At 44.1% G+C, this 25,889-nt stretch carries 23 protein-coding genes and 2 pseudogenes; 6 read left to right on the forward strand and 19 right to left on the reverse strand.

Annotated features, from left to right (window positions below):
- Positions 1–3 precede the first annotated feature (3 nt).
- Both LO777_RS20985 and LO777_RS07555 read right to left on the reverse strand, forming a co-directional pair.
- Positions 4–911: pseudogene (locus LO777_RS20985) on the reverse strand (branched-chain amino acid ABC transporter permease).
- Positions 912–993: 82 nt separating this feature from the next.
- Positions 994–2,073, reverse strand: coding sequence for a branched-chain amino acid ABC transporter substrate-binding protein (locus LO777_RS07555; protein ID WP_407929131.1), 1,080 nt, complete (start codon positions 2,071–2,073; stop codon positions 994–996).
- A 749-nt stretch (positions 2,074–2,822) separates the two neighbouring features.
- Here LO777_RS07555 and lpxK point away from each other — a divergent pair.
- From lpxK to LO777_RS07570, 3 genes are all read left to right on the forward strand, one after another.
- Positions 2,823–3,896: a tetraacyldisaccharide 4'-kinase gene (lpxK, locus tag LO777_RS07560; RefSeq protein ID WP_228856908.1), complete on the forward strand. Its 1,074-nt coding sequence runs from the start codon at positions 2,823–2,825 to the stop codon at positions 3,894–3,896.
- A gap of 212 nt (positions 3,897–4,108) precedes the next feature.
- Positions 4,109–5,095, forward strand: a complete 987-nt coding sequence (gene lpxC / locus LO777_RS07565) for a UDP-3-O-acyl-N-acetylglucosamine deacetylase (RefSeq protein WP_228856909.1) — start codon at positions 4,109–4,111, stop codon at positions 5,093–5,095.
- Positions 5,096–5,346: 251 nt separating this feature from the next.
- Positions 5,347–5,709, forward strand: a complete 363-nt coding sequence (locus LO777_RS07570) for a cell wall hydrolase (RefSeq protein ID WP_228856910.1) — start codon at positions 5,347–5,349, stop codon at positions 5,707–5,709.
- A gap of 110 nt (positions 5,710–5,819) precedes the next feature.
- On the opposite strand, the gene LO777_RS07575 is transcribed toward LO777_RS07570, so the two are convergent.
- Positions 5,820–7,022 (reverse strand): DegT/DnrJ/EryC1/StrS family aminotransferase, encoded by a 1,203-nt coding sequence (locus tag LO777_RS07575; RefSeq protein ID WP_228856911.1) that lies wholly within the window; start codon positions 7,020–7,022, stop codon positions 5,820–5,822.
- A 99-nt stretch (positions 7,023–7,121) separates the two neighbouring features.
- Positions 7,122–7,826 (reverse strand): YfgM family protein, encoded by a 705-nt coding sequence (locus LO777_RS07580; RefSeq protein ID WP_228856912.1) that lies wholly within the window; start codon positions 7,824–7,826, stop codon positions 7,122–7,124.
- A 157-nt stretch (positions 7,827–7,983) separates the two neighbouring features.
- On the opposite strand from LO777_RS07580, the gene xseA reads away from it, so the two are divergent.
- Positions 7,984–9,369 (forward strand): exodeoxyribonuclease VII large subunit, encoded by a 1,386-nt coding sequence (gene xseA, locus LO777_RS07585; RefSeq protein WP_228856913.1) that lies wholly within the window; start codon positions 7,984–7,986, stop codon positions 9,367–9,369.
- Positions 9,370–9,497: 128 nt separating this feature from the next.
- Here the strand turns inward: xseA and ndk are convergent, their stop codons facing one another.
- From ndk to LO777_RS07665, 15 genes and pseudogenes are all read right to left on the reverse strand, one after another.
- Positions 9,498–9,911: a nucleoside-diphosphate kinase gene (gene ndk / locus LO777_RS07590; RefSeq protein ID WP_228856914.1), complete on the reverse strand. Its 414-nt coding sequence runs from the start codon at positions 9,909–9,911 to the stop codon at positions 9,498–9,500.
- Positions 9,912–10,108: 197 nt separating this feature from the next.
- Positions 10,109–10,648 (reverse strand): hypothetical protein, encoded by a 540-nt coding sequence (locus LO777_RS07595; protein ID WP_228856915.1) that lies wholly within the window; start codon positions 10,646–10,648, stop codon positions 10,109–10,111.
- The gene (gene cbiB, locus LO777_RS07600) at positions 10,636–11,628 is read right to left on the reverse strand and encodes an adenosylcobinamide-phosphate synthase CbiB (protein ID WP_228856916.1); all 993 of its coding nucleotides are present in this window, start codon (positions 11,626–11,628) and stop codon (positions 10,636–10,638) included. The genes LO777_RS07595 and cbiB overlap by 13 nt, the downstream gene beginning before the upstream one ends.
- Before the next feature lie 36 nt (positions 11,629–11,664).
- Positions 11,665–14,225: pseudogene (locus LO777_RS07610) on the reverse strand (cobyric acid synthase).
- Between the two features lie 203 nt (positions 14,226–14,428).
- Positions 14,429–15,142: an adenosylcobinamide-GDP ribazoletransferase gene (locus LO777_RS07615; protein WP_228856919.1), complete on the reverse strand. Its 714-nt coding sequence runs from the start codon at positions 15,140–15,142 to the stop codon at positions 14,429–14,431.
- A 20-nt stretch (positions 15,143–15,162) separates the two neighbouring features.
- Positions 15,163–16,230 carry a nicotinate-nucleotide--dimethylbenzimidazole phosphoribosyltransferase gene (gene cobT / locus LO777_RS07620; protein ID WP_228856920.1) on the reverse strand — a complete coding sequence of 356 codons (1,068 nt, stop codon included), beginning with the start codon at positions 16,228–16,230 and terminating at the stop codon, positions 15,163–15,165.
- Between the two features lie 36 nt (positions 16,231–16,266).
- Positions 16,267–16,812 (reverse strand): bifunctional adenosylcobinamide kinase/adenosylcobinamide-phosphate guanylyltransferase, encoded by a 546-nt coding sequence (gene cobU / locus LO777_RS07625; protein ID WP_228856921.1) that lies wholly within the window; start codon positions 16,810–16,812, stop codon positions 16,267–16,269.
- Between the two features lie 15 nt (positions 16,813–16,827).
- Positions 16,828–17,418, reverse strand: a complete 591-nt coding sequence (locus LO777_RS07630) for a histidine phosphatase family protein (protein WP_228856922.1) — start codon at positions 17,416–17,418, stop codon at positions 16,828–16,830.
- A complete protein-coding gene (locus LO777_RS07635; protein ID WP_228856923.1) occupies positions 17,415–18,227 on the reverse strand; it encodes a tetratricopeptide repeat protein in 813 nt (270 codons plus the stop codon). Before LO777_RS07635 ends, LO777_RS07630 begins: the two co-directional genes overlap by 4 nt.
- A complete protein-coding gene (locus tag LO777_RS07640; protein ID WP_228857350.1) occupies positions 18,224–18,655 on the reverse strand; it encodes a tetratricopeptide repeat protein in 432 nt (143 codons plus the stop codon). Before LO777_RS07640 ends, LO777_RS07635 begins: the two co-directional genes overlap by 4 nt.
- Positions 18,631–19,749 carry a YcaO-like family protein gene (locus LO777_RS07645; protein WP_228856924.1) on the reverse strand — a complete coding sequence of 373 codons (1,119 nt, stop codon included), beginning with the start codon at positions 19,747–19,749 and terminating at the stop codon, positions 18,631–18,633. The genes LO777_RS07640 and LO777_RS07645 overlap by 25 nt, the downstream gene beginning before the upstream one ends.
- Positions 19,750–19,766: 17 nt before the next feature.
- On the reverse strand, positions 19,767–19,979 hold the full coding sequence (locus LO777_RS07650) for a hypothetical protein (protein ID WP_228856925.1): 213 nt from the start codon (positions 19,977–19,979) through the stop codon (positions 19,767–19,769).
- A gap of 38 nt (positions 19,980–20,017) precedes the next feature.
- The gene (gene tsaE, locus LO777_RS07655; protein WP_228856926.1) at positions 20,018–20,491 is read right to left on the reverse strand and encodes a tRNA (adenosine(37)-N6)-threonylcarbamoyltransferase complex ATPase subunit type 1 TsaE; all 474 of its coding nucleotides are present in this window, start codon (positions 20,489–20,491) and stop codon (positions 20,018–20,020) included.
- A 412-nt stretch (positions 20,492–20,903) separates the two neighbouring features.
- Entirely contained in the window at positions 20,904–21,104 is a 201-nt protein-coding gene (locus tag LO777_RS07660; protein WP_407929097.1) for a cold shock domain-containing protein, read from the reverse strand.
- A gap of 340 nt (positions 21,105–21,444) precedes the next feature.
- Positions 21,445–23,247: an extracellular solute-binding protein gene (locus LO777_RS07665; protein ID WP_228856927.1), complete on the reverse strand. Its 1,803-nt coding sequence runs from the start codon at positions 23,245–23,247 to the stop codon at positions 21,445–21,447.
- Positions 23,248–23,867: 620 nt separating this feature from the next.
- On the opposite strand from LO777_RS07665, the gene LO777_RS07670 reads away from it, so the two are divergent.
- Both LO777_RS07670 and LO777_RS07675 read left to right on the forward strand, forming a co-directional pair.
- A complete protein-coding gene (locus LO777_RS07670) occupies positions 23,868–25,151 on the forward strand; it encodes a 3-isopropylmalate dehydratase large subunit (RefSeq protein ID WP_228856928.1) in 1,284 nt (427 codons plus the stop codon).
- A 113-nt stretch (positions 25,152–25,264) separates the two neighbouring features.
- Complete coding sequence (locus tag LO777_RS07675; protein WP_228856929.1) at positions 25,265–25,798, forward strand: 3-isopropylmalate dehydratase small subunit; 534 nt, start codon at positions 25,265–25,267, stop codon at positions 25,796–25,798.
- The last annotated feature ends 91 nt before the right edge of the window (positions 25,799–25,889 follow it).

A 25,889-nucleotide genomic window follows, 5' to 3' on the forward strand; every position in this document is an offset into this window, starting at 1 on the left:
GTATTATACTTTCTGTGTTTCAGATTTTCCTAATAATCCGGATGGTTTGAAGATAAGAATGAGCACAAGAAGAGAAAAGGCAAAAACATCTTCATAGTCACTTGAAACATATCCGGTAGCAAAACTCTCCGTAAGCCCCAGAACAACACTGCCAAGAACAGCGCCGGGAATTGACCCGATACCTCCCAGAACAGCTGCTGTAAACGCCTTGATTCCAGCTATAAAACCAATATAAAAATTAATCTGACCGATATGGGAGGCAATAAGAAGGCCACCTATCGCGGCGAGGGCGGAACCGATTATGAAAGTGGCGGAAATAATATTGTTCACATTGATTCCCACCAGCATTGCCATGGTCCTGTCCTGTGCGGTGGCACGCATGGCTTTTCCTATTCGGGTAAACTTGATGATATAGGTAAGAATCAGCATCACAACAGTAGTTGCTATCATGATGACCAGGTCTGTGGAGCCGACGATATGAGCAATTGGCTCCATGAATTCAAAATCAGGAATCAGGGCGGGAAATGGCAGAAAATCTGAAGTCTGTGCCAGCAGAACATAATTCTGGAGAAAAATGGACATGCCAATGGCACTGATGAGTGGAGATAACCTCGGGCATGACGCAGGGGTTTGTACGCTATCTTCTCTATTGTGTAACCATAGGCACTTGACCACACTGCAGCAGCAACACCGGCAATGATTATGATCGCCAGCAGGGGAAAGCCGTAGATGGAGAGAACAGTGGCTACAATAAAAGCCGTAAAGGCACCGATCATATAGATTTCACCATGGGCAAAATTTATAAGACCGATGATACCGTAAACCATTGTATACCCCAACGCGATAAGCGCATAGATGGAACCGCGGGTCAGACCACTGAAAAAAAGTTCAATAAAATATGAAAAGTCCATAAAAAATCACAAAAAATTACCTGAACCGAAGTGATTGAAAAATCACCCACTTCAGCCCAGGTAGATTAATATTGTATTAATGCTAGTTAACTTCTACAAACTTTGCATTTTCAACTTTATAGACAGAGAAACCGACACCGATGGCATCACCTTTATCATTAAAATAGATTTTTCCAACAGGGGTATCAACCTTTTCAGTCTGGAGTACTTTCTTCAGAGCTGCAAGATCCGTTGAACCTGCTTTATCGATGGCGTTAAGAAGCGCAAGAACGGCAGAATAGGCGTTCTCATAGAATGCACCCGGATCTGATTTATACTCGGCCTTATGTTCCTCAATAGCAACCTTGGATAACGGATTTTTGGAATTATCTTTTGGTCCTGATGCATAGGCACCTTCAGCACTCTTTCCGGCGACCTTGATGAAGGTCATATCCTTCACACCGTCATCGGAAATAAACGTTGTCTTCAGCCGTTTTTTCTTCATCAGCCCAACAATTTTAGAGGCTTCAGGATGGTATCCACCAAAAATAACCGCTTCTGCTCCGGACTTCCTGATTTTCTGAACTATTGCTGAATAATCAACGGCTCCGGGGGTAACACCTTCATAGAGAACAACTTTTCCCTTACCGGATTCCTCAATGAATTTCTTGGCGAATTCCGCAAAACCTTTCCCGTAATCACCTTTATCATGAACAACAGCAATTTTAGTATATCCGAGCTTACCAAGAGCAAAATCCACATCAACCTTGGCCTGGGCATCATCCGGGGCAATGGTTCTGAAGAAATTGGGGTAGTCGCCGCTCTTGGTCAGTGCCGGGTTCGTAGCTGATGGAGACATGACAAGAATGCCAGCATTATTATATATGGGCAGAGCAGCTTTTGTTGCACCTGAACAGATATGACCAAGGACAACCTGAGCACCTTCCGTCACGAGCTTGGTTGCAGTATTTGTGGCAATTTCAGGCTTACAGACATCGTCTTCGATGAGCAGCTCAACCATTTTACCATTAATTCCACCATTGGCGTTGACCTTTTTCACCACAAGCTTGGCTGCATTTACAGAAGGTAATCCATAGGATGCAAGGTCACCACTATGGGGACCGGCAACACCTAACTTGATAGTATCACCGGCCATACCACTCACCGGCAGGGAAAGGGCCATTAAGACACAAGCTGCAGTAGAAACAAATTTACCAGTTAGAGCTAACTTCATTTTCTCCTCCCTCTAAATGAAATGATTTAAACAGATATACAGTACTCGCCCTGTTACCCTCTCAACCTTTAACGGCAAAGAAAAGAGCAAGCAAATCCTGCGGCATGATATTAGTCTTTTACTACCGATTTTGCAAAATCAAAAATCAAAAATGGTGTTTTTAATCACCTCATTCATTATATGCACTTAATATCAGCCAGTTATGATTAAAAATAACAGACACTCCGACCACTTTTACCAACGTAACTGGTCACAGGATTTGTAACTCGGTGTTTTCATCCACATCAAACCTGCAAGTGACCTAAGTCTGGAGAAACGGTTTTTGTTATATCAAAAATAATTAGTTCATGTCAAACTATTATTGATAAACAAAGCGATATATCCCAATTATCTTCATAATCCCTGCCGTATTCCGAGCAAATAAGTTTATTCTCACAAAACCTTTTTTCCCACAACTCCAATCCGGTTGAGTTTCATGGTAAACCGGATTTTGTTAAGAGCTCCCCCCCCTATTTATTATCAGTTTAAACGTTGTCAGGCTCAATATTTTCAGAGTTTTCATTTACTGAAGTGCAGGATTCAGGTATGAATGGTATTTTCAAATAAAGTTGAAATTTTATGCCGCCACTGGATTACCGTTACTACAGTTTTCTGACGGTGAAAACATTTGAACCTGCCAGTTCGCTGAAGGTGTTATTTTGAACAGCAAGTTAGATTTTCTTTTTTCCCTGGGTCGTCCCCTCAGTCCTGTTTATGCCAGCCTGATGGCCCTGAGAGCTTTTCTGTACAGAAAAAATATTTTAAAAATTCATTCCCTTCCTGTTCCTGTGATATCAATTGGTAATCTTACCATGGGCGGATCAGGGAAAACTCCTGTCATACAATGGCTTGCGAAACATTTACAGAAAGAAGGTTACAGGCCGGCGGTCATCAGCAGAGGATACAGGGGAAAGGCGGGAAATAAAGTCAATATAGTCTCAGATGGAAAAAAGGTTCACCTGAACCAACATGAGGCAGGAGATGAACCTTATATGCTGGCCTGTTCACTGGACGGTATTCCGGTAATAACCGGTAAAAAAAGAATTCATCCCTGTCAATACGCAGTCAATGAACTGAATGTTGATATTATTCTGCTTGACGATGGATTTCAGCACATGGCTGTAAAACGGCAACTTGACCTGGTTCTTTTCAATGCAACTACGCTGGCAGGAAACAGCCGTGTTTTTCCGGGAGGTGAACTCAGAGAACCTGTGCAGGCCCTGAAGCGGTGTAGCGGTTTTATGATCACAGGTATCTCTGACGACAACAAAAATCGCGCTGACAGATTTTCGGAACTCCTTTCCACCAGGTTTCCGGATAAACCGGTTTTCCAAACATATCTTACGGGGATTGAAATCATTTCCGCTGATGATAACAGGGTTGTTTCCGACCCAACTTCGCTGGATAGTGTTTTTGCTTTCTGTGCCATTGCAAATCCGACACGCTTCCGCCATACGATAGAACAAACAGGAATCCTCCTGACCAGCTTCAAAACATTTCGTGATCACAGCCGATATGACGGTCAGCGTCTAAACTGTCTCTGTCAAAGTGCGCAAAATACCGGAGCAACCAGTTTGCTGACTACGGAAAAAGATTTTGTAAAAATTGCGGACCAGCAACTTCCTCTTCCCCTTTATGTCCTCAGAATCAGACTTGAACCTGAAGAAGGTTTTAAAAAATTTATTCTCGATACTGTATCTTCCGGAAAAAATCCTGAGCAGGTTGAAACCTGAACCAGGTAAAACCCTTACCAGACCGATTTGTTGTCATTTTCCACGCATAGGTGTTTTTTCCCACACACTTCAGCTTTACCTTTCTTGTATGAATATTCTTTTGTTTCCCCATGGTTTCCAATACATAGCAGCAACCAAACCAATCATCCCAAATGGCATGAAAAATGCATAAAAAATCTAAATTATTTCCAATTTTTCATTAAGGTATTTATATGACACTCCATATTGATCCGTATCAGTACACACTGCAAAAATCCGTCAGCTGTTGTGGAGTAGGATTACATTCAGGAAGAACCGTTAATCTCTCCATCAAACCGGCTCCCGAAGACAGTGGTATTCGTTTTTTCCGTACGGATATTCAACCGACTGAACCTATTCAGGCGCATATGGATATGGTCGTGGATACCAGGCTTGCCACAACCATAGGGAATGAACGTATACAGGTATCTACAACTGAACACCTGCTTGCCGCCCTGAAAGCTTTTGGAATTGATAATGCGGAAATAGAGCTTGATTCCCGTGAAGTGCCAATAATGGACGGTAGTGCCGAGCCGTTTTTTCAACTGATAAAATCGTCCGGAAAGAAAAAACAGAAGAGTTTTAAGAAAATACTCAAAATAACTCAACCTATTCATTATGACGATGGAGAAAAATCAATTTCCATCTCTCCCTACAACGGTTTCAAAGTGACGGGTGAAATCTGTTTTGATGACACGGTTATCCAGAACCAGAAATTCTCTCTGGATCTGTCCCCCGAAAACTTCGGCCAGGAGATATCCAAAGCCAGAACCTTCGGGTATGTGGAACAGGTTGAAGAGTTATGGGCAAACGGTCTTGCTCTTGGTAGTACCCTTGATAATGTCATTGCCATTCATTGGAACCGCAAATCTGTTCTCAACGAAGATGGTCTTCGATTTGATGACGAGTTTATTCGCCACAAGGTACTGGATCTCGTTGGAGACCTGAGCCTCCTCGGTTGTCCGATTCTCGGGCATGTGAACGCCTACAAGACTGGACATACCGAACATTTTCATTTTATGAAGGCCATCGCCGCCTCTCCCCATTGCTGGGAGGTTGTCGAAGTTCAGAAAAATGGTTCCATTCCAATTCAGATGAATGTATCAAAAAACTCACAGAACAAAACCGGGACGTTCCTGCCTTTTCTTAACAACAGGGATGCCCAACCGGCAGCAGCGTAGTAATTTGCAGCAACAATCTGGTACCATTATATAAACTGTTGTTCCAGTTCATATCCTGATATAATTCCTGTTCTGTTCAGATTCTGTCAATACCTGTTTTCTGAAAATTTACCTCTAAAATATAATATGATTTCGATATGTTATAATATAATCCGTATCATACCTGTTTCTTTTCCTATCAAAGTATTGACGACTTTTTTAAATGTATTATATTTGCGGAATATACAGTTTAATTTGCAGGAGAAGTAAAAATGACTCTTTTAGAAGGACTTTTATGGCTCACTCTCAATGTATACCACGAAGCCCGTTCTGAACCAACAGTCGGTCAGGTTGCCGTTGCCTTGGTTACTCTGAATCGTGCAAATGAGAGGCATGTGCCGATCAAGGACATTGTAAAGGAACCCTATCAGTTCAGCTGGACCTTCCAGAAAAATTCATATATCCCAGATGACCCAAAAGCTTTTCTGCAGTGCATGAAATCAGTCTATATCGCACTGCAAACCAACGACTTCACCCAGGGGGCAACCCATTACCATGTTGACGGCATCACACCGTACTGGGCCTCAAAATATACCTACCTGAATCAGTTCGGCTCTCATAAATTTTATAAATAAACAAAAAAATCTTCAATTCTAAAAATAAAGGCCGTAAATTAAAAAACAATTTACGGCCTTTATTCTATTGTAAACGAGACTCAGAGAAATTCCCGAATATACCTGCTTTTTCAGGCACCTGCTGCTTTTTCCAGAGCCTTGCACATGTTATCAAGCACCTCTTCTCCCATTTTAATGGATACGGGATACACCAGGGTTTTCCCCATAAGATCAGCCGATTTCGGCAGAGCCTCCGGGTCATAAATAACTCTTCTTTTTCCTCCCGGGGATACAAATGGATACCCGCAGGAAGAGGTCGTTTTTCCTCCCAGCAAATGTTCCCAGGCTGGATAGAAATGCCAACTGTTCTCTGCCCAGTTTATGGCCCCGAAACCATCAGCACGCAGGGATTCGTTCACCCTTTTACACTGCTCTGAATCCTGAAGAATAAAAGTAAAAAAAGTTGCCGTATCACCGTCTTCATCCATCAGCTCCCGAAAGCTGACGCCGGGAATTTTCGAAGCACCTTCTTTTAATTTTGCCTTGTTTCTCTTCTGTGCCACTATCATTGAATCCAGTTTTGCCAACTGGGCGATGCCGATTGCTCCCTGAATCTCCATCATTCGGTAGTTGAAACCGATAAATCGCCTTCCCTCTCCCCCGCGTCCACCGGGGTTCACTTTGTGATCATGACCATGGTCATGATATTCGGACATTGTTTTTTTCAGCTCTCCATCCCCGGTAATAACCATACCACCTTCACCAGTGGTCATCGTCTTGACTGAGTCAAAGGAAAATGTGCCGCATCGTCCGAAAGTCCCAAGATATTTTCCGTCAAGGGTCCCTCCGGCCGCCTGAGCTGTATCTTCCAGGACAGGAATGGAGTATTTATCGGCAATTTTAATGATTTCTTTGATTCGGGCCTGTGCTCCAAGCATATGCACCGGAATAATACATTTCGTCCGGGAAGTTATCTTTTTTTCAAGATCGGCGGGGTCCATGTTCAAAGTCCTGTCTACTTCAGTAAATACAGGAATGGCTCCGACTTCAAAGATAGCTTCCCAGGTGGCAACAAAGGTGAAGCCCTGCGTAATAACTTCATCTCCAGGTCCTATCCCCAATGCCATCAGGGCAACTTTCAATGCTGCAGTTCCCGAGGTAACTGCCTGGGCATGCTCACAACCACAGTATCGTGCAAATTTCTCCTCAAACTCTTTTACCTTGTAAACACCATTTCTCTGGTCATGAAATTCATACCTGAAAAGAACGCCCGTATCGAGCACGTCCATTATTTCTTTCTTTTCTTCTTCCCCAAAGATTTCAAATCCAGGCATATCAAAGCTCTCCCTTAATCTGAAAATCTCACCACGGAAGGTGTTTCTGCCGCAGTCGGATTTTCATTAGTTTTCTGTCGCTGTGTCCAGGTTGCCGGACTATTTCTTGCTCATTTTCATCTTCAACCTGGCTATTCGAGATTCTATTTCAGCTCTGGCCCTCGCAGCAGAGGGATCATCACCCACATTCAGCAGGAAATTATTATAAGTAGTATTGGCCTTTGCAAAATTCCCCTGTACCTCCTCAATGCGAGCCAGGCCGATATAGCCAATATGCTCATACCCTTTCAATTCCTTCAGAAGATTGTATTGGGCCGCGGCCTCATCATACTTCTTTTCAGACTCCAGCGCCTGACCGGCGCCAAAGAGCAGCAATCCATACAAGGGATTTGAATCATCAGTCTCTTTCAACTCATTGAGATATTCTTGTGCAGCGGAGTTGTAATCACCGTTTTTCATGTTCAGATTGGCTATTTCAATCCTAGCCCATTGTGCAGATGTTGTACTCCCGTATTTTTCCACCACAGCTGCAAGCGCTTCCATTCTTTTTTCAGGGGGCTCTTGAACAGCAACAGCAAGAGCTGAAGCGCCTTCCTGCACTATTTTTTTCCTGTATGAGGTATACAGGGAAAACGTGACAGTAAATATCAATAGCAGAACAAGCCCGAAAATTATAAGTTTTTGATTTTTACGTATGGAAGTTATTACCTCAGGCGGCAAATTGAAATGCTCCAGCAACTCCTCGATTTTATCCATTTTTGTTTCTGCAGTAAGTCGCTTGGTGTATGCACTCTCACCCGCCATTGTCATTCCTCCGGTTGATCTATTTTGAAAATTTCTGAAAATCACTGAATGGTTCAATTTTTAGAGACTTTATCCGAGCTGGACAATATAATATAAAGCTTGTGTTCTGTCATGGGTAAACATGTTATTTCACCTTCAATCCGGCAAACAGTTCCATATGATATCAGAAACAGGATCACCGACCGTTCTTACAGTAACTGAACTGACCAGTTCCATTAAATCGCTGCTGGAGGGTAAATATAGATTCATCCGCATAAAGGGTGAAGTATCCAATCTCAGGGTTCCTTTTTCCGGTCATTCCTATTTTTCTCTGAAGGACAGCCAGTCACAGATCCGTGCAGTCCTGTTTAAAAATCAGAAACGATTTGTCAGTCATTCCCTCAAAGATGGGCAGCAGATTATCTGTTTTGGCAGAATTTCAGTTTATGAACCACGGGGAGAATACCAGATCATCATCGACAGCATTGATCACCTGGGGACGGGGCACCTCCAGATGGAATTCGAACAATTAAAGACAAGACTAGCCGCTGAAGGACTCTTTTCCCATGAGATTAAAAAGAAAGTCCCTCCACTGCCCTTTAAAATCATAGTTATTTCATCCCCTACCGGAGCTGCTCTTCAGGACTTCCTGAAAATCTATTCCACAAGAAATTTCCCAGCCTGCCTGCAGATAATTCCTGTCAGGGTGCAGGGCGAACAGGCAGCAAAAGAGATAGCTTACGCCATAGAAACAGCCAACCGGATCAAAGATGCTGATGTTATTGTCCTGTGTCGTGGGGGTGGTTCCATTGAAGATTTATGGGCTTTCAACGAGGAACATACCGCAAGGGCAATCTTCCATTCAAAGGTCCCTGTTGTCACCGGTATCGGGCATGAGACTGATTTTACAATAGCAGATTTCTGCGCCGATCTCAGGTGTCCCACACCAACCGGGGCTGCAACAACCATTTTTCCCAACGGAGACGAACTGTACACGCGTCTGGAAGTTTTGAAAAAACAACTGGGTTTTCGCATCGATTCCAAAATTGAAAACCTGGAGATGCAGCTTGACAGCCGAGTCAAAATACTGGGTACATTAGAACAAAAATTTGAAAATCTTGAATTGCGGCTGAATTTGGGAAAAACCTACCTGGTTCAAGCCATGACAACGCTCTTGAGCACAAAAAAGAATCTTTTTTTTCGGAAATTACAGCTCTTTGAAAGAAACGCTCCTCTCTCAAAACTGATAGCCAGGCAACAGGTTCTGAAGCTGGCAACATCCCGGTTTATCAATACCATGGAAATTATCATGCAGGGCAGAGAAACAAGATTTGCAAGAGCCGCTGCTGTCCTGAACACCGTCAGCCCCCTGGCGACCCTTGCACGGGGGTACGCCATAGTCACCAGAGAAGACAAAGGGCATGGAGTACGAAAAGTGGTAAGTCAATCAGGGGAAGTGTCACCAGGCGAACATCTTGAGATCCTGCTCCATCAAGGGACAGTGGAATGCGAGGTAACAAAAGTTCATGCTCCCGCTTCACCTGACGACCCATCCACTGAATGATCCATAAATAAAAAAAACCAATCCCGCACTTCGTTATCAAGGGCTTGAAGTATATTTGTATATTTTTATTTATACCTCGGCGCCCTCGATACATCGTAGACAGCCTCCTGGGTATTCAGGAAAAGGATTTACAGCAGTTCGAGCCCTGAAAAGAAATAACCAATTTCAAACGCCGCAGTTTCAGGCGCATCTGAACCATGTGTTGCATTCTCTCCGAGAGATGCACCGAACTCTTTCCGCAGTGTTCCTTCAGCGGCCTCAGCGGGATTTGTTGCCCCCATGAGATCTCTCCATTTCTGAATAGCATTTTCCGCTTCAAGTACCATAACAACACAGGGACCACTTGACATGAACTCAGTCAGTTCATCAAAAAAGGGTCTGTCCTTATGGACATAATAAAATCCTTCGGCTTCAACCTTGCTGAGATAGAGTTTTTTCAATCCGACTATTTTAAACCCTTCCTCGTAAATCCTGCTGATAATCTTGCCACTGTTGCCATCAGCAAACGCATTCGGTTTGATGATTCCGAACGTTCTTTCCATTACTTCCTCCAATTGATTATTGTTTTCTTAACTAGTGTCTGTCCAGAAATGAGATTTTTTGTTCAAGTTCAAGGAGCATAGGAATATAAAAAGCGCAGCATATTAGGCATATGTGAGCATTTTTATTTTTCGTAGCGACGCAGAAATCGGGCAAAAAGGCCATCTTCAGATTGACACCTACTCTCCCTGTTTGAGGACTACTCATCCGGACTGGCCAGATTCAGCGAATATTCACCATTCCTGCTTTTTCTCAGCAGACATTCAACTTCGTCATTGATTGACTTGAGTGCCACAGTAAGTCCTTCAGTAGATCCCTCGCGAATTGCGTCTTTTATCCGATCTCCCCATTCCCCTAACTTTTTATTGTCAATACATCTGACATCATTTTCCTTGGACCATTCAGTTCCTATCAGAATACCGAGTCGTTGAATATATTTTCTTACTTCCACACGTTTTTCCGGAGGAAAATGACTGAGAATGTCCTGTGAAATGGATCTCCATCCATCAAAAAAAAGAACACCTTCATTAAATTTTTCGTACCACTTCCTTTGCTCCTCATTGAGTCCTTTTAAAATTTCCGGACTGATATGGAGCAATCCATCTGATGTATCAAGATTTTTTGCATTTGAAGCAAAACCTGACTGTATCTCATCAGCAAAAGACAAATGCGTACCTGCTGCAGCAAAAAGAAGAAAAAAGAAAAACAATGTGTTTCCAGCTACTCTTAAAATATCCATAACATACGTAAAGCCAGCAGAAAGAAAACAAAGAGGAAAAAACCGACAATTATAAGTGTATTACATCTTTTAATATCGCCTGATTCTATATTCCTCAGTTTATCACCAATAACGGGCTTTTCAACAGGCACACCAAAATATGATGACGTCCCGCCAAGAAAAATACCAAATGCGCCGGCCACCACAGCTTCCGTGTGACCTGCGTTCGGACTTGCATGGGCCAGTCTGTCCCTTGAAAAAATTCGCAAAGCCCCTCTGTAATCCAATTTTAAAATAAATGCAGCAAGAATAAGTATTATTCCACTGATTCTTGCTGGTAAAAAATTGCATATATCATCAAATTTAGCGGCAATTTTTCCAAACCGTATATATTGTTTATTTTTATAACCGATCATAGAATCCATAGTATTCACAGCCTTGTAGAGCATCGCCCCGACGGCAGACCAACCAATGGCAGACAGTCCAAGGCACCCGGAAAAAGCGCTGAAAACCACGGCAAAGAAAAAAGGGGCCGTCATGCCATCCACCATGTTTTCTGCAACAGTTTCCACACAGGCCCTGCTGATTTCTTCCTGATCAAGAGAATCTGTATCCCTGCCAACTATTCTGGCGATGGCTTTTCTCGCTCCTTTGAGATCATTATTAACGAAAAGTTCGCGAAACACTTCTTCACTGTGCCTGATAAGATCTTTCACGGCAAAACAGAAGTACAGCAGAATAACAGCAGCCACTACCTCGACCTGACTACTCACTGAGCCGGCAAAGAGCAACAGAAACAGTGTAATACTACCTGTAATTGCCAAAACGAGACAGACAGTAATTAATCCTGCCAGAATCTCATTTGCAAACAGACGCCTGGTCAATTTTTCCGAAATTGTACAGAACCATCCAATCAATCTGACAGGGTGGGGAAACCATCTCGGATCACCGAAAAGCAGATCAAGTCCTACTGCGACAAGAATCTGAACAGAATACACCATGATCAATTATTCTCCCGAGAGTTCATCACCTGGTCATCATAGGGACAGCAACCTGTAGACACCCTCAATATCCACGTTTTCCCGCAGACAGTCAGCAAGACGATCAAACGCGTTTTCAAGGTCATAGGGAGCAAGTATTCTACCAACCGGTTTCAATCCTTTTTGGAGGCGCAGTCTGTCAATAAACCATCTCCTGAATTCGTCCGCATCAAAAACACCATGGAGATAGCACCCCCAGATGCGATCGTCTCTTGAACTTGTCCCGCATGCGGAAGAATCCTCAAAACGGATAAGTGGTCTTTCGGCCTCCGTTGATATGCCATGGTGTATTTCATAACCAAAAACTGCACAACCCGAAGGGTTGTGTACTCCTCTTTTACGAATAAGGTTTTTTTCCTTTTCTATGGTGGTCTCCAGTGGCAGAAGACCGAGTCCATCAACCTTCCCTGCCTTGGATTCAATCTGAAAGGGGTCCGAAATGAGTCTTCCCAGCATCATATAGCCGCCACATATACCGACAATCTCGCAACCTTCTTCACTTGCCCTGCGAATAACCTGGAAAAAACCTTCTGAACGCATATATTCCAAATCATGGATGACATTTTTGGAGCCTGGAAGGATTATGGCCGCAGGTTGTCCCACGTCTGCAGCCCTGTCCACTACCCGGAGGTGAACATCAGGTTCATCAAGAAGAGGTTCAACGTCCGTAAAATTAGAGATGTGGGGCAGATTCAGGAGGACAATCTCCACACTTTCCACACTCTCCTTTTCCCTGTTGAACAACCCTTTTTTAAAGGAAACTGAATCCTCTTCCGGTAAGCCCAGATTGCTCAGGTAGGGAATGACACCAAAAACATCACGCCCGGTATGATCCCTTACATACGTATGTGCAGATTCCAAAAGGGACGCTTGTCCCCTGAATTTATTGACAATAAAGCCTGCAACCAGTCGTCGCTCCCACTCCGCCAGGACCTCCATGATTCCGACAAACGAGGCATAGACTCCCCCCTGTCAATATCACCTACCAGGAGAACCGGAGATTCTGCATACTGAGCCATTTTCATATTGACAATATCATCGGCCTTCAGGTTCACTTCTCCCGGAGACCCCGCACCCTCCAGAACGACAACATCATACTCACTGGCAAGACTGTCATAGGATTCACATACGGTTTTCCAGCACTCAGGTTTATACCTGTTATATTCCAACACAGACATATTTCCGACTGGTTGCCCTGCCACAATTATCTGGCTGCCGGTATCAGAATTCGGTTTCAGCAGAACTGGATTCATCCGACAGTCAGGATCTATACCAGCCGCCTGAGCCTGAACAACCTGTGCCCGTCCCATTTCATCTCCCCTCAAAGTCACAAAGGAGTTAAGAGACATATTTTGTGCCTTAAACGGCGCAACCTTGACACCATCCTGACGGAGAATTCGACATAATCCGGCAGTAAGAATTGATTTCCCGGCATCGGAACAGGTACCCTGGAACATAAGGGCCCGGGATTTCTTTTCTCTGACCTGCTTCTTCAATGCAGGATAAAAAAACTTTTTAAAAACCCTGAGCAATTTATCATTTTCCCGGGATGTTCTCACTGCGATCCGAAAATAGGTATCATCAAGCCCCCGGTAATTATCACAAGGACGTATCAGCAGTCTATTTCTTTCGCAGAACCCAGCGAGTTCACGGCTCTTTTGCCCACCCGTCAGTTTCATAAAAATAAAATTAGCCCCGGCACCACAGATTTTCAGTCCGGGAAAGTCCTGCAGCCCTTTCTGCAATTCCTCTGAAAGGAGCCTGCATATTTCCCGGCTCTTCAGCTGATATTCCCTGTCTGCAAGGGCTCTGGCTCCAACCCTCTGGGCAAACGTGTTGACTGTCCAAGGTGGGATATTTTTTCGTATCTCATCAACTATTCCTGCAGGAAAAACACCATATCCGAGTCGCAGACCTGGTACTGCATAAAATTTCGTCATGGAATGAAGGGTGATAATATTGGCACCCGCCCCGGCAAGGGAGAGCTCCTCACCCATGAAATCAAGAAACGCTTCATCCAGAACGAAAAACGTATCGGGAAATCGCTGGCAGAGCTGTTTTATCCCTTCCCTGTCAGGCAAAGTTCCCGTTGGATTGTTTGGCGTTCCCAGGATAACCAGCTCGCCGGGTCTGATCTTTTCCTCAAACCTGTCAAAAGGCAATTTGAAATGATCTTCTTCCCTCAGTTTAAAAGTCCGGACATCAAGGCCGGCCAGCTCAGATGCCTTGATATAATCCACATAGGAAGGAACCGGGATCAGGACGCCTGAAACGGGTAGAATCCTGGTCAACACGTACAGTAACTCTGTTGTTCCGTTGGCGGCAATGACGCAGCCGGCATCAATATTTACGTTATTGGAGACAGCCTGCACGAATTCACTGTTGTCCGGATCGGGATAATGGACAACCTGTTCCAGAGAAGAACTGATCACGCTCCTCAACCATTCAGGTGGACCAACGGGATTCAGATTGGCACTGAAATCAATAACTTCACGTTCTTCATTACCGTTATCACGCAAAAACCTGTGAATATTACCACCATGTTCAAATGTTTTCATAATAGTCGAGGAATATGTAACTGTCTGATATCAAAACACTGCAGGATTTAGTGCCTTACTCCTGAATTTCTGTCATAAAAAACAAGAAAGGGGAAGGTGTTTTGAAATTAAATGGTTAGGTTCATTTCCAAGGCACTTATACCCCTTGTGGGGTGTTAGGTTTTATTTTAATCATAAAACGAATGAAACTGCAGTCATCAGCTCTACAATTTCACAGAGTGCTCCAAGTGTGTCTCCGGTAGCTCCCCCAGTTTTTTATTACACATGTAAATAAACATGAAAAATGTGGGGAAAACTGTCAACATAAACACATTGAACCGGACCGGACCAGCTATGAGCAGCAGGCAGCCCGCAAGAATACATCCAGCCGGAACTGCAGCCTTCCTGCTCATGCCAGAGTAAAACAACTGTCCCAGCCCGCCTTCTTTTCTGGCATAGCGCTGCAGGGACATGGCAAAAACAATAAAACAACGTCCGGCAAGGGGCATGAAAAATACTGCTTTACAGAACTGCTGATTATCCATGGCCACAAGTGCACTGTATTTTCCCAGCAGCAGAAAGACCACAACCACCACACCCATGGACCCGGTTCTGCTGTCCTTCATTATTTCCAGTGCCCTTTCCCGGGGACGTGCGGAAAGCAGTCCGTCACCACTGTCTGCCAGACCATCCAGATGAAGACAACCCGAAACAAAGGCAAGAAACCCGAGTATCGCTACAGCAGCCACCTCAACAGGAAAAACAACCAGAAGAATTCTGGCCAGAAAAAAGCCGAGTATTCCTATTATTCCACCAACTGCAGGGAAAAAATAAAGGCTGGCTGGAAAATAATCACCATCCTTTTCAACCTTCCAGGAGACAGGGAAGAGGGTAAGAAATCGGATGGCAGTAAAAAAGGGTATGAAAAAAGATCTCAATGGATCACCAGTTTCCAGTTCTATTTGTCGGCCCCGGCAACAGCAGCCTCTTCAAAGGTTGCCACTTCCGTCAATATTGCAACAGCTCCCTCCACCAGATTCATTGCAACGGCCGCGCCGGTTCCTTCCCCAAGACGAAAAGAGAGATCCAGCAACGGTTTTCTGCATCCAAGGAACTCCTGCATTGCCTTATGGCCAGGTTCAACGGAGCGATGAGAAAACACAAGATAATCTCTTATAAAAGGCTCAATCTTACAAGCAATGAGTGCGCCTGCGGTAGAAATAAAACCGTCAATCAGAACAGGTTTTCTGTTTGCCGCAGCGCCGAGGATAACGCCTGCAATACCACCTATCTCAAAGCCACCAACTTTGGCCAGGATATCAAGACCATCTTCCGTATCTACCTTGTTCACTTCAAGGATCCTGTTGATCACTTCTATTTTATGGGCCAGTTGTTCATCATCAAGCCCTGTTCCCCTTCCGGTCAACTCCTCAACCGACCTGCCGGTACAGATGGCGGCGATAGCGGTCGACGGTGTGGTATTACCTATACCCATATCTCCGGTTCCAAAAAGATCGATTTCATCCGAGAGGTTTTCGGCAATATCAATACCGGATTCCACAGCCCTTCTGGCCATTGCCTTACTCATGGCCGGTCCTTCAGCAATATTGTCTGTTCCAAGACCCACTTTCTTATTGATGATCTTTCCTGCATCAGCAAGGTTATTCAGATCTGCCGCAACCCCCATATCAACAACAAAAATCCTGGCACCAGCCTGTCTTGCCAGGGCATTTATCCCCGCACCGCCATTCACAAAATTGTACACCATCTGAGGTGTGACTTCGCTGGGAAATTTGGAAATGTTTTCCTTGACCACACCATGATCCGCCGCCATGGTAATTATCGCTTTTCTTGCCACATCTGGTTTCAAGGAACGGGTCATACCGGCGATATCAATTGCCAGATCCATGAGATCTCCAAGAGCCCAGTGGGGAAGAGCCAAGTTGTCAAGTCGATCTTTTGCCTTATCCCTTGCCTCGCTATCCTGGGGATAAATTTTTTTAATTGTTCTTTCAAGCACACTCATTTACAAAAAACCTCCTTCAATAATTATCGTTTCTCTTCAGGATCTTTTCTTCTTTATTTTCAGAGGAACACCGCAGCTGACCAACACCACCTCATCGGCTTTCCGACCTATCAGCTGGTTGCAAGTGCCCACTAGGTCCCTGTATTTTCTTGCAAGCCTGTTTTCGGGAACAACACCAAGCCCCACCTCATTGGTCACACAAATCACTGTACCGGGAAAATTTTCCATTGCGAGCAGCCACTTAAGGCACAGGTTTTTTATTACAAAATCATCGACCTTCTCTTCACCATAATTATAAAGAATATTATTGACCCAGAGGGTAACGCAATCTATGAGAACAACTCCTGCGTCCTGTACCTTTTCGGGGAACAGTGCTGCCAATTCAATTTCTTCTTCGATTGTCTGCCATCCCCGCCCCTGACGTTCTTCCCTGTGCCGTGTTACACGATCGGACATCTCCTGGTCAATGGAAGGACAGGTGGCGATAAATATTCGAGAGTGTGATTTTTTTTCAGAGACCTCAAGTGCGTAGGAACTTTTCCCGCTTCTAGCTCCCCCTGTTATCAGTATCAATTCTGCCATTTTTCTCTCCCGAAATCATAACGGATTCAGCAATCTGGTCAAAACCCCGCCGGAATCGTACAATTCTATTTCCGATAAACCACCAGGCTGCAAGGCAAATACCATTTTCTTTTCAGGATCCAGTCCGAGAAAAGTACAGAGCAGGTGCCGAAGAGTTCCCCCGTGGGCGATGATCAGGATGCGGTCTTTTTCCACTTCCATGATCTGTTTTGCAAATCGATCAACCCTGTTTCCAAAGTCCCGGATACTTTCTCCTTCCGGAAAACAGAAACTGTCCCCTGCTCTTTCCCACTCATCAACGAGACTACTGTCCATTTCAAGAAGTTCCTCAAAAGTCATACCTTCCCACCTGCCAAAATCAATTTCGCGTAAATCATCATCAATTCTGACATCAGCGTTCAGCTGAAGAAGTTCACATGTTTCACAACAACGCTTCAGCGGGCTGCAGTAGATCTGTTCAATGTTTTTCTCAGGAAAAACCATTGCCATTGCCATTTCTGTGATCATGGCCCGACCGTTTTCAGACAGGGATACATCTGTTGAACCGACATACCTGCCATTCAACAGGGTTTCCCCATGGCGCAGAAGAAATAGTGTTTTTTTCATCGGGTTTTTTTGCCACTTTCCAACGTTTTCTGCAGTTTTCCCGCAAATTGCTGAGCCTCTGACAATTCCTTTCCCGTAAGCAGGTTTTCCAGGTAATCCCTTGCGGCAACTGCAGGGCGGTAACCATTGGCCGCAGCAATATTCATCCATCCATAGGCAGCAACCAGATCAATTTCTCCAATTCCGCTTCCGGTTGAATACATGATGCCGGTATTGAACTGGGCCTGGGGGAAATTGTTTTTTGCGGCCTGGAGAAAATATTCAGCCCCCTTTTCTTCATTCCTCTCAACACCACGACCCATAAAATAGAGGTAACCCAGGGTATTCATAGCCTCACTGTCTCCGTGCTCAGCACTGAGACTGTACCAGTGGATGGCTTTACTTAAATTTTTCAAGGTTCCGTTTCCCTGAAAAAAAGCCTCACCCAGAATTCTTTCAGATCTGCCGCTACTTTTTCCCTGGAGTGCAGCCCTGTACAGGTACTTAAATGCGGCACGATTGTCCTTTTTTACTCCCAATCCACGGAAATACATCCCTCCACAGATATACTGGGCCCCTGCATCCCCTTTTTCCGCAGCCCTGCGATACAACACAAATGCCTTGGTATAATTCTGTTTTACACCAATTCCCTGGTAATATTTCCTTGCCTTGTTCTTCAGTACCTGCACTCCCGGAGTTGTGAAACCGCAGGTGACGGAAAGAAGAAAGACAATACAGAAGATGGTGATGAAACGAAGAATAAAAGAAGAATTTTTATTAAAAGACATGTCTATCCTGCTGCAGGAAGTCACTTTCTGGACAATTATCACTGTTTTTCCCTGTTTGTGGCTATTTTTTCAAGCAGTTCCTTCGCGAAACCTAAGCTGTCGTCAAGAGTCAGTGCCAGGGTCAGAAACTCAATTGCCGAATCATTTTTTCCAAGTCTGTAGTAATTTACACCGAGATTCGCATAATCAATGGCTGAAGCTGGATTCAACTCAACTGCACGTTGGAAATGATTTATGGCTTTTTCAAACATCTCGAGCTTGAAAAAACAAACTCCAAGAGAATTATGTATATCAGGTCTTTCCTCATCTTCACAAAGACCTTTTTTCAATACCTGAACCGCCTCTTCATAGCGACCAAGTTCTTTCAGGCAACTTCCCAGATAAGAAAAAATATAGGGAAGATCCTCTTCTTCAGGGTCAAGACTCAAAGCTTTTTCAAAATAGGCTATCGCCTGGTCCGGTTGCCCCATATCCACCAGGTTCCTCCCCTGTAAAATGCGAGATAGTATACTTCGGGGAGCAGCTCTTCCATCTGTGAAAATTTCTTTTCCAGAAGATCCGCATCATCCACCAGCTCCATCATAAGTTTAGCAGCGAAAAGTCCTGCGTCACTTATTCTCGACCGTTCCCTGAAATGGGCCCCGGGGATAATGGTATAACATGCAGGTATCTGTAATTCATCATGGGTCACATCGATCATAAACACCTCCATGCCGATTCTTTCCAGAGAATGGATACAGTTTTCCACCTCGACCCGAATATTGGCGTCGGAAAGATCATTCATTTCCTGAATGGAAACTAGTTTTTCTGTTCCTGTAAGATAGTCAACCTCCTTCATGGAATGAGGTTTGGGAAGCCCTGAAGCCACATAATTTGAACCGGTGTTAAAGTCTCCCGCCAGCTGAGCCACCTCGGTCACCGCTCGAATGAGAGCTTTTTGCGGGTCAGGTGTGGTTCCCGCCGTATAGACAATTTCACTTTTCTCCGGAAAGGTATGTCGATCAATGGCCAGGGCTGCTACAGTACATATACCGGTATCGAGTGTAAAATCGTTAAGATAGAGTTCAATTCCCTGTTCCGCAAATTTTTTCAGTAATTCCACTGCGACGGGGTCATTTACAGAATTTGAATCTATTTTCGGTGTTTCAATCCTGCGGTAATTAACAATAGAACAGACATGACGCTCCACTATCTCACAGATGCCCTGAAGAGCTGCTTCTTCCAGGGTATTGCCTGCAGATGGGCCATTGAATTCATTAATGGCGTAAAACCAGGAAAAGGGAATAAGTACATCACGGTTGCGGGTCAGGTTGGTGGCCCAAACCCACTGCATGGGGATGTTTTCCAACAGTTTTTCAAAGGTATTGACATCAGTTCCGGAGTCATGTACCGAATCAAGAAGGTATTGTATTCCAAGAACAGGATATCCATTCTCGACCATGCTTTTGTAATCACCTACAAGAAAATTTTCCGGATTGTTTTTAAATGAAAAGAAAGAAAATCTCTCAGCCAGCTCCATGCATGCAGAGGCCTTGGCCTGCTCAGGTGAAGCTCCTTTTCCCATCTGTTTTTTCGTACCGGTCAATTGAAAAGCATCTTCCCGCAGACGCTGAAATAAACGGGGATATCCAGCCTGCCATTGTCAATTCTTCTCACCTCATTGACAATCCGTATTTCAAGTTGGTCGACCTTTTTATAAAAATTTTTAACAGTTTCATCCGGAGTAAGCGCCTTGTCCTGATCCTGGGTAAATGTTTTATGGCAATCGTGAAGTACTATAGTTTTTTTCTTCATTTTTCTTTCTACATCCTCTGCCTGAAACAAGACAGCTCTCAGCCACAGAGCTTCTCTTTCAATATCTTTAAATAAACTTCATCGTCCGAAGAAAAACTCAGTATTCTCTCTTCGTCCTCTTCCAGCCTGATATCAATATCGATCCGCCTTTCCGGCAGAATATCTTCCGCTCTTTCCGGCCATTCAATAACCGTCAGTCCATCCAGGTAAAATAATTCTTCAAACCCTAATTCAATAACCTCGTTTGAACCGGATAATCTATAAAAATCCATATGATACAGAGAAATACGTCCACTGTATTCATGAAGAATCGTAAAAGATGGGCTTGAGACATAATACTTCTCCGGCACCTCAAGCCCCCTTGCAATAGACTGGGTCAGAGTAGTTTTTCCAGCGCCAAGATCTCCACGAAGACAGAGGACATCTCCACCGATGGCTTTTCTGCCAAGTATTTCACCTATTCGTTCAGTTTCCTGAATCGTCTTTATCCGAATTGAAAAACCACTCTTCATCAATACTCCCACTCCAATCGTAACTTGTAACCTGTGGTTTGCACATCCGGACAAAAAGCATGCCCGGTTCTTCTTTCTGCTGATAACATAATCGGCTTGGGATGTTATACTTAAAATCCGGAATTGGCAATCCTGAAGAACAAGAGAAGAGTAAAATTTATCTGATTACACACAAAGCTCAACCTGACAATCGTACCGGAAATATGGCTGCTCAATCAGGCTGACCTGCAGATAAAAAACATAAAAACCCCGTTTTCGAACACAGATAACGAAAACGGGGCTGAATATTTTACAATATTGCAGTTTAATCGAAAATCGCCACCGGCGAAGGTTGCTTTGCCGCAGTCAGATTTTCATTTGGTTTTTATTACCGAGCCATTGGGCCCGGCCATGCCGGTTTATCCTAGTTTAGTTACATTTTCCGCCTGTAATCCCTTGTCAGTCTGGGCAATTGTGAATTCAACCTCTTCCCCTTCTTCAAGACTTTTGAATCCTTCCCCTGGATGGCACTGAAGTGAACAAACACATCAGCCTCTCCGTCAGGTCTTTCAAGAAAACCATACCCTTTGCTGGCATTAAACCATTTCACTTTTCCTTTCACACGCTCTGACATCCTGCAAGCCTCCCCGGTAATGACAGGCCTGAACGGGCAAATAATACAAATGCCCTCCGGCTCTGTACGTATCGTTCCGCCCTCATCCTGTTCTTCATCGGTTTTTACAGTACCGAAAAAACACAGGAATGAAAAACGTACTTAACAGGTAGCAGAAAACCGTGCCATCAGTCAAGTGAAAACATTATTTTATCATCGGGAAACAACAAGTTAAACAGAAAACTCATAAAATTATATCACCCATATCTGTTGTTAGTTATTGTCCTTGAGAAGATGGAAATTATCGTTCGATTCATGCTCCACAGAGACTCCAGGGAACATCGAAAAGAAAAACTCAGTTCTATTGAGCTTTTTCCATCCAGGATGTCATAAGAAGCTGGGTTGGATCATAATACAGAGGTAATTTTTCAGGGAAATGTATTTTTCTGTAATAACTGATACGGTGACTTCCAAGATACCAGTTCGGTACCACGTAATATCCATACCACAATACCCTGTCCAGTGCTTTGCAGGCACTGGACAACTGCCTGGAGTTTTCCGCATATATAATTCTGTCTACCAGTCCATCTACTGCCTCTGAGTGTATTCCCGCATAATTTTTCGAACCTCTTCGGGAAGCCGAAGAAGAATGCCAGTAGTTCCGCTGCTCATTTCCTGGCGAAAGAGATTGTGAAAAAGTGGTCACAATCATATCAAAATCAAATTTTTTCAGTCTCTCAACATAGAGGGTCTGATCCACAGTTCGGTATTTCGCCTCGATACCCAGTTTGCGAAGAGTCGCCGCATATGGAGCCATGACCCTTTCAAAAGATGGGGAAACAAGGAGAATTTCGAATTGAAATTTCCTGCCTTCATCGTTCACAAGAAGACCATTCTTTACCTTCCAACCAGCGGCTGCAAGCAGACCTTTTGCCTTTTTCAGGTTTTTTCGCAGACTGTTCTCCCTGGTCACCCGGGGTGGTCTCAGTGGTTTCAGAAAAACGTCTTTTGGCAATATTGAACGATACTGTTTCAGATACTGCAGCTCAAGGCCCTTCGGCAATCCTTTTGCGGCCAGGGGCGAATTACTGAAAAAGGAGTTTGACCTTGTATACTGGTCAAAAAATAGAGCCCTGTTAATCCATTCAAAGTCCAGCGCCAGTCCCATTGCTTGACGCACCAGTCGATTTTTAAACAAAGATCGCCTGGTGTTCATGACGAAACACTGCATTCCGGCATTATTAAAATGGATAAAATTTTTTTTGACGATTTTACCGGAATCGAATTTCGGCCCTTTCATATCCCTTGCCCACTGCTTGGCAATATTTACAGGAAGATAATCAAATTCTCCGGCTTTGAATGCTTCAAGGGCGATTGTCTGATCCTTGAAATATTTTATAGTGATCTCGTCGTAATTGTACATTCCCTTCGTCACAGGGTGCTCTTTTGCCCAGTAATGAGGATTTTTTTTATAGGTGATACTTTTACCATAGCGGACCTTGTCAATGACATACGGACCCGATCCGATCGGGATTGCAGGCTGACTGCCATTCGACTTTACCCCAAAACCGAATTTTTCATAAAATTTCTTTGAAAGTACCCGTATCTGACTGGCTATAAGATGAAGCTCCCTGTTTTTACGGGCAAAATTGAACCGTATTTTCCCTGGAGCAATTATTTCTGATCCTACAATATCCTTGTAATAATAGGGATAAAACGGATGAACCTTTTTCCCTTTTAAAATCTCGAGTGTATAGGCGACATCTTCGACAGTTACGGGTGTACCGTCGGAAAATCTGGCGTTTTCATCCAGTGTGTAGGTAACGGACAAACCATCTTCTGCCAGCTCAATATCTCTTGCCAGCAAGCCATACTCAGAAAACGGTTCATCAAGACTTGCTACCGCAAGAGGTTCAAAGACCAGTGTTTCCAGGCCGAAAGGCGGCTCTCCCTTGAATGTGAATGGATTTAACTTGTCAAAACCACCGAGATCATGAAGAACGATCCTGCCACTTTTTATGGCCCGTGGGGAACAATAGTCAAATTTTTTAAAACCGGCCGGGTATTTCAACTCGCCATCCATGGAAATTCCATGAGCAGCAAAAAGAGGTCGACTGAAAAATACAATCAGGAAAAAGACAGAGAACGTTTGATAAAATCCCATGATCCTGTTTCAAATAAATTGACATTGCCGAACCTTAAGGCTCGGCAATTTATGCCCTTTGGGTGTTTATGCCCTCCGGGTATTTATGCCCTCCGGGTACAACAAAGTAATGAAAATCCGACTGCGGCAGGATTACCTGCTGAGGGAGAATTTTCAGACAAAGGTTTCTTCGGTGATCTTCCAGTGCAAAAGGTATTTTGTGTGGAGAAAAACCTGAAACCATGACTGTTTCATATGAAAATTACGGCAAGGTTACCATTTTTCGTGTATCTTTCGCAATCCAGATTACAGCTCACTTCATTTTTTTTAAGATGAGACCGGGGCTGTATTCTGAGTTTTTATTTTCAACCTGAATCTTTCAATGAGCAAGGTTACCGGAGATGAGCGGCAACAATAACACCGACATATCTTCACCCTTCAAACCATTGACAACGAAGCAGATTCGGTAAAATTGCCAATCCAGCCGACAACAGAAAATGAAAAATTTACTCCACCCTGTTGGTGGATGAACTTACTTTCTGATTTCATGCATAATCTCTTGATATGAAATCAAAAGTTTTATTTTTCTTTTTCCGGAGTGCAGGATTGAGGTTCAACTTTTTTACAACGGAGTTTATACAATGGGAAAAACCATCGCTGAAAAGATCTTTGACTCCCACCTGAGAGACCAACCCTCACCTGATAATATGATCCTGAGCCTTGATGTCGTCATGTGTCATGAAATCACTACCCCCATAGCCATAATGGATTTGATGGAAAAGGGTATGGATAAGGTATTTGATGCCGACAGGATAAAAGCTGTCATTGATCATGTAACACCGGCAAAAGATACCAAAACGGCCACCCAGGGAAAGATAATGAGGGAGTGGGCTAGAAGACACAAAATCAAAGATTTTTTCGATGTCGGAGAAAACGGAGTCTGTCACGCTCTCTTTCCTGAAAAGGGGTTCGTCAGGCCGGGTTATACCGTCATCATGGGTGATTCACACACCTGTACCCACGGTGCATTCGGGGCATTTGCCGCCGGTGTCGGAACAACAGACCTTGAGGTTGGTATTTACAAGGGTGTCTGTTCCTTCAGGGCGCCGGAAACAATGAAAATTAATATCGTCGGGGAATTACAGCCATCCGTCACAGCCAAAGATGTTATTCTCAATATCATCAAAAGAATTTCCGTGAACGGAGCCACTGACAGGATAATTGAATTCACAGGACCCGTCGTTGAATCCTTTAACATGTCAAGTCGAATGACTTTATGTAATATGGCTGTGGAGGCAGGAGCAACATGCGGTATCTGCCTGCCCGACCGGGTCACAGCTGAATATCTCTGGCCGTTTATCCGTAATGATTATGCTACAATAGACGATGCCGTCAACGAGTACAGACAATATCATTCAGATCCCGATGCAGAATATGTTGAATCTCTTGAAATTGATGTTACCACACTGGTTCCTCAGGTGACATACGGTTACAAGCCTGATCTTGTAAAAGATATCAATGAAATGGTTGGCACCCCAGTTGACCAGATCTACATAGGTTCCTGTACCAACGGAAGAATTGAAGATCTGCGGAATGCTGCGTCAATTCTCAAAGGCAAAAAACTGGCAAACAGTGTTCGGGGTATTGTCACTCCCGCCACACCCCTGATATACAGACAGGCTCTTGAAGAAGGCCTTATAGCCATTTTTATGGATGCTGGATTCTGTGTCTTGAATCCCACCTGTGGTGCCTGCCTGGGGATGAGTTCCGGAGTACTTGCGGAAGGAGAAAGTTGCGCCTCCACCACCAATCGAAACTTCAATGGCAGGATGGGAAAAGGTGGCATGGTTCATCTCATGAGTCCGTATTCCGCTGCAGCCACAGCTCTCAACGGTAAAATCACTGATCCCAGAGACTTTTTATAAACCAGTAGGACTGGACTGATAAACTCAGCTCAGCCACTCTCCACGATAAATGATGTACAGTGAAAAAGGCCATTTATGGACAGGCATTATCTCAAAAAAGAAGAGGTACGCAAATGAAAGAATTTGGAGGTCCAGCAGTTTTTCTGGACAGAAATGATATAAACACAGATGAAATAATTCCGGCAAAATATCTGACAGAGATCTCAAAAACAGCATTGAAACCACATCTTCTCGAAGATCTTCTCCTGGATGGTAAACCGTTCGACAATCAATCCGATCGGATGAAACAGGCAAAAGTTGTGATTACAAGAGCCAATTTCGGTTGCGGGTCTTCCAGGGAACATGCGGTCTGGGCCTTTGAAGTCAATGATATCAACGTAATAATTGCAGAGAGCTTTGCCAGGATCTTCCGTCAGAACATGTTCAATTGTGGTATTGTCGCCATTGAACTCGCAGAAGACAAATTAAACCGGCTTTTTGAGCTCGGTGAAGAAGTGACCATATCGGTTAATCTTGAAACTTGCGAACTGCAGGCAAAAGACAGTCAGGGGGGAAAATCGTTCACCCTCCCATTTGAATTGAACTCCTTTGACCGTGACCTTGTTGCGGCCGGCGGATGGTTGGCCTATGCCGACGCAAAATATTGACACCTCTCTTGCTGCAGGCAAATTGCCGGTTCAAAAAGAATCTGAAAATCCCCTGTCTGAAAAGACATCAGACAGGGGATTAAATTTCCAT

This window comes from Desulfomarina profundi, from assembly GCF_019703855.1.
Lineage (GTDB): Bacteria > Desulfobacterota > Desulfobulbia > Desulfobulbales > Desulfocapsaceae > Desulfomarina > Desulfomarina profundi.

Excerpts from the sequence above, each read along its gene's own strand:
- LO777_RS07555 (WP_407929131.1), bottom strand. The coding sequence starts at position 2,073 with ATGGCCCTTTCCCTGCCGGTGAGTGGTATGGCCGGTGATACTATCAAG.
- lpxC (WP_228856909.1), top strand. The coding sequence starts at position 4,109 with ATGACACTCCATATTGATCCGTATCAGTACACACTGCAAAAATCCGTC.
- LO777_RS07570 (WP_228856910.1), top strand. The coding sequence starts at position 5,347 with ATGACTCTTTTAGAAGGACTTTTATGGCTCACTCTCAATGTATACCAC.
- LO777_RS07575 (WP_228856911.1), bottom strand. The coding sequence starts at position 7,022 with ATGCCTGGATTTGAAATCTTTGGGGAAGAAGAAAAGAAAGAAATAATG.
- LO777_RS07580 (WP_228856912.1), bottom strand. The coding sequence starts at position 7,826 with ATGGCGGGTGAGAGTGCATACACCAAGCGACTTACTGCAGAAACAAAA.
- xseA (WP_228856913.1), top strand. The coding sequence starts at position 7,984 with ATGATATCAGAAACAGGATCACCGACCGTTCTTACAGTAACTGAACTG.
- ndk (WP_228856914.1), bottom strand. The coding sequence starts at position 9,911 with ATGGAAAGAACGTTCGGAATCATCAAACCGAATGCGTTTGCTGATGGC.
- LO777_RS07595 (WP_228856915.1), bottom strand. The coding sequence starts at position 10,648 with ATGGATATTTTAAGAGTAGCTGGAAACACATTGTTTTTCTTTTTTCTT.
- cbiB (WP_228856916.1), bottom strand. The coding sequence starts at position 11,628 with ATGGTGTATTCTGTTCAGATTCTTGTCGCAGTAGGACTTGATCTGCTT.
- cobT (WP_228856920.1), bottom strand. The coding sequence starts at position 16,230 with ATGAGTGTGCTTGAAAGAACAATTAAAAAAATTTATCCCCAGGATAGC.
- cobU (WP_228856921.1), bottom strand. The coding sequence starts at position 16,812 with ATGGCAGAATTGATACTGATAACAGGGGGAGCTAGAAGCGGGAAAAGT.
- LO777_RS07630 (WP_228856922.1), bottom strand. The coding sequence starts at position 17,418 with ATGAAAAAAACACTATTTCTTCTGCGCCATGGGGAAACCCTGTTGAAT.
- LO777_RS07640 (WP_228857350.1), bottom strand. The coding sequence starts at position 18,655 with ATGGGGCAACCGGACCAGGCGATAGCCTATTTTGAAAAAGCTTTGAGT.
- LO777_RS07645 (WP_228856924.1), bottom strand. The coding sequence starts at position 19,749 with ATGGGAAAAGGAGCTTCACCTGAGCAGGCCAAGGCCTCTGCATGCATG.
- LO777_RS07650 (WP_228856925.1), bottom strand. The coding sequence starts at position 19,979 with ATGAAGAAAAAAACTATAGTACTTCACGATTGCCATAAAACATTTACC.
- tsaE (WP_228856926.1), bottom strand. The coding sequence starts at position 20,491 with ATGAAGAGTGGTTTTTCAATTCGGATAAAGACGATTCAGGAAACTGAA.
- LO777_RS07660 (WP_407929097.1), bottom strand. The coding sequence starts at position 21,104 with ATGTCAGAGCGTGTGAAAGGAAAAGTGAAATGGTTTAATGCCAGCAAA.
- LO777_RS07665 (WP_228856927.1), bottom strand. The coding sequence starts at position 23,247 with ATGGGATTTTATCAAACGTTCTCTGTCTTTTTCCTGATTGTATTTTTC.
- LO777_RS07670 (WP_228856928.1), top strand. The coding sequence starts at position 23,868 with ATGGGAAAAACCATCGCTGAAAAGATCTTTGACTCCCACCTGAGAGAC.
- LO777_RS07675 (WP_228856929.1), top strand. The coding sequence starts at position 25,265 with ATGAAAGAATTTGGAGGTCCAGCAGTTTTTCTGGACAGAAATGATATA.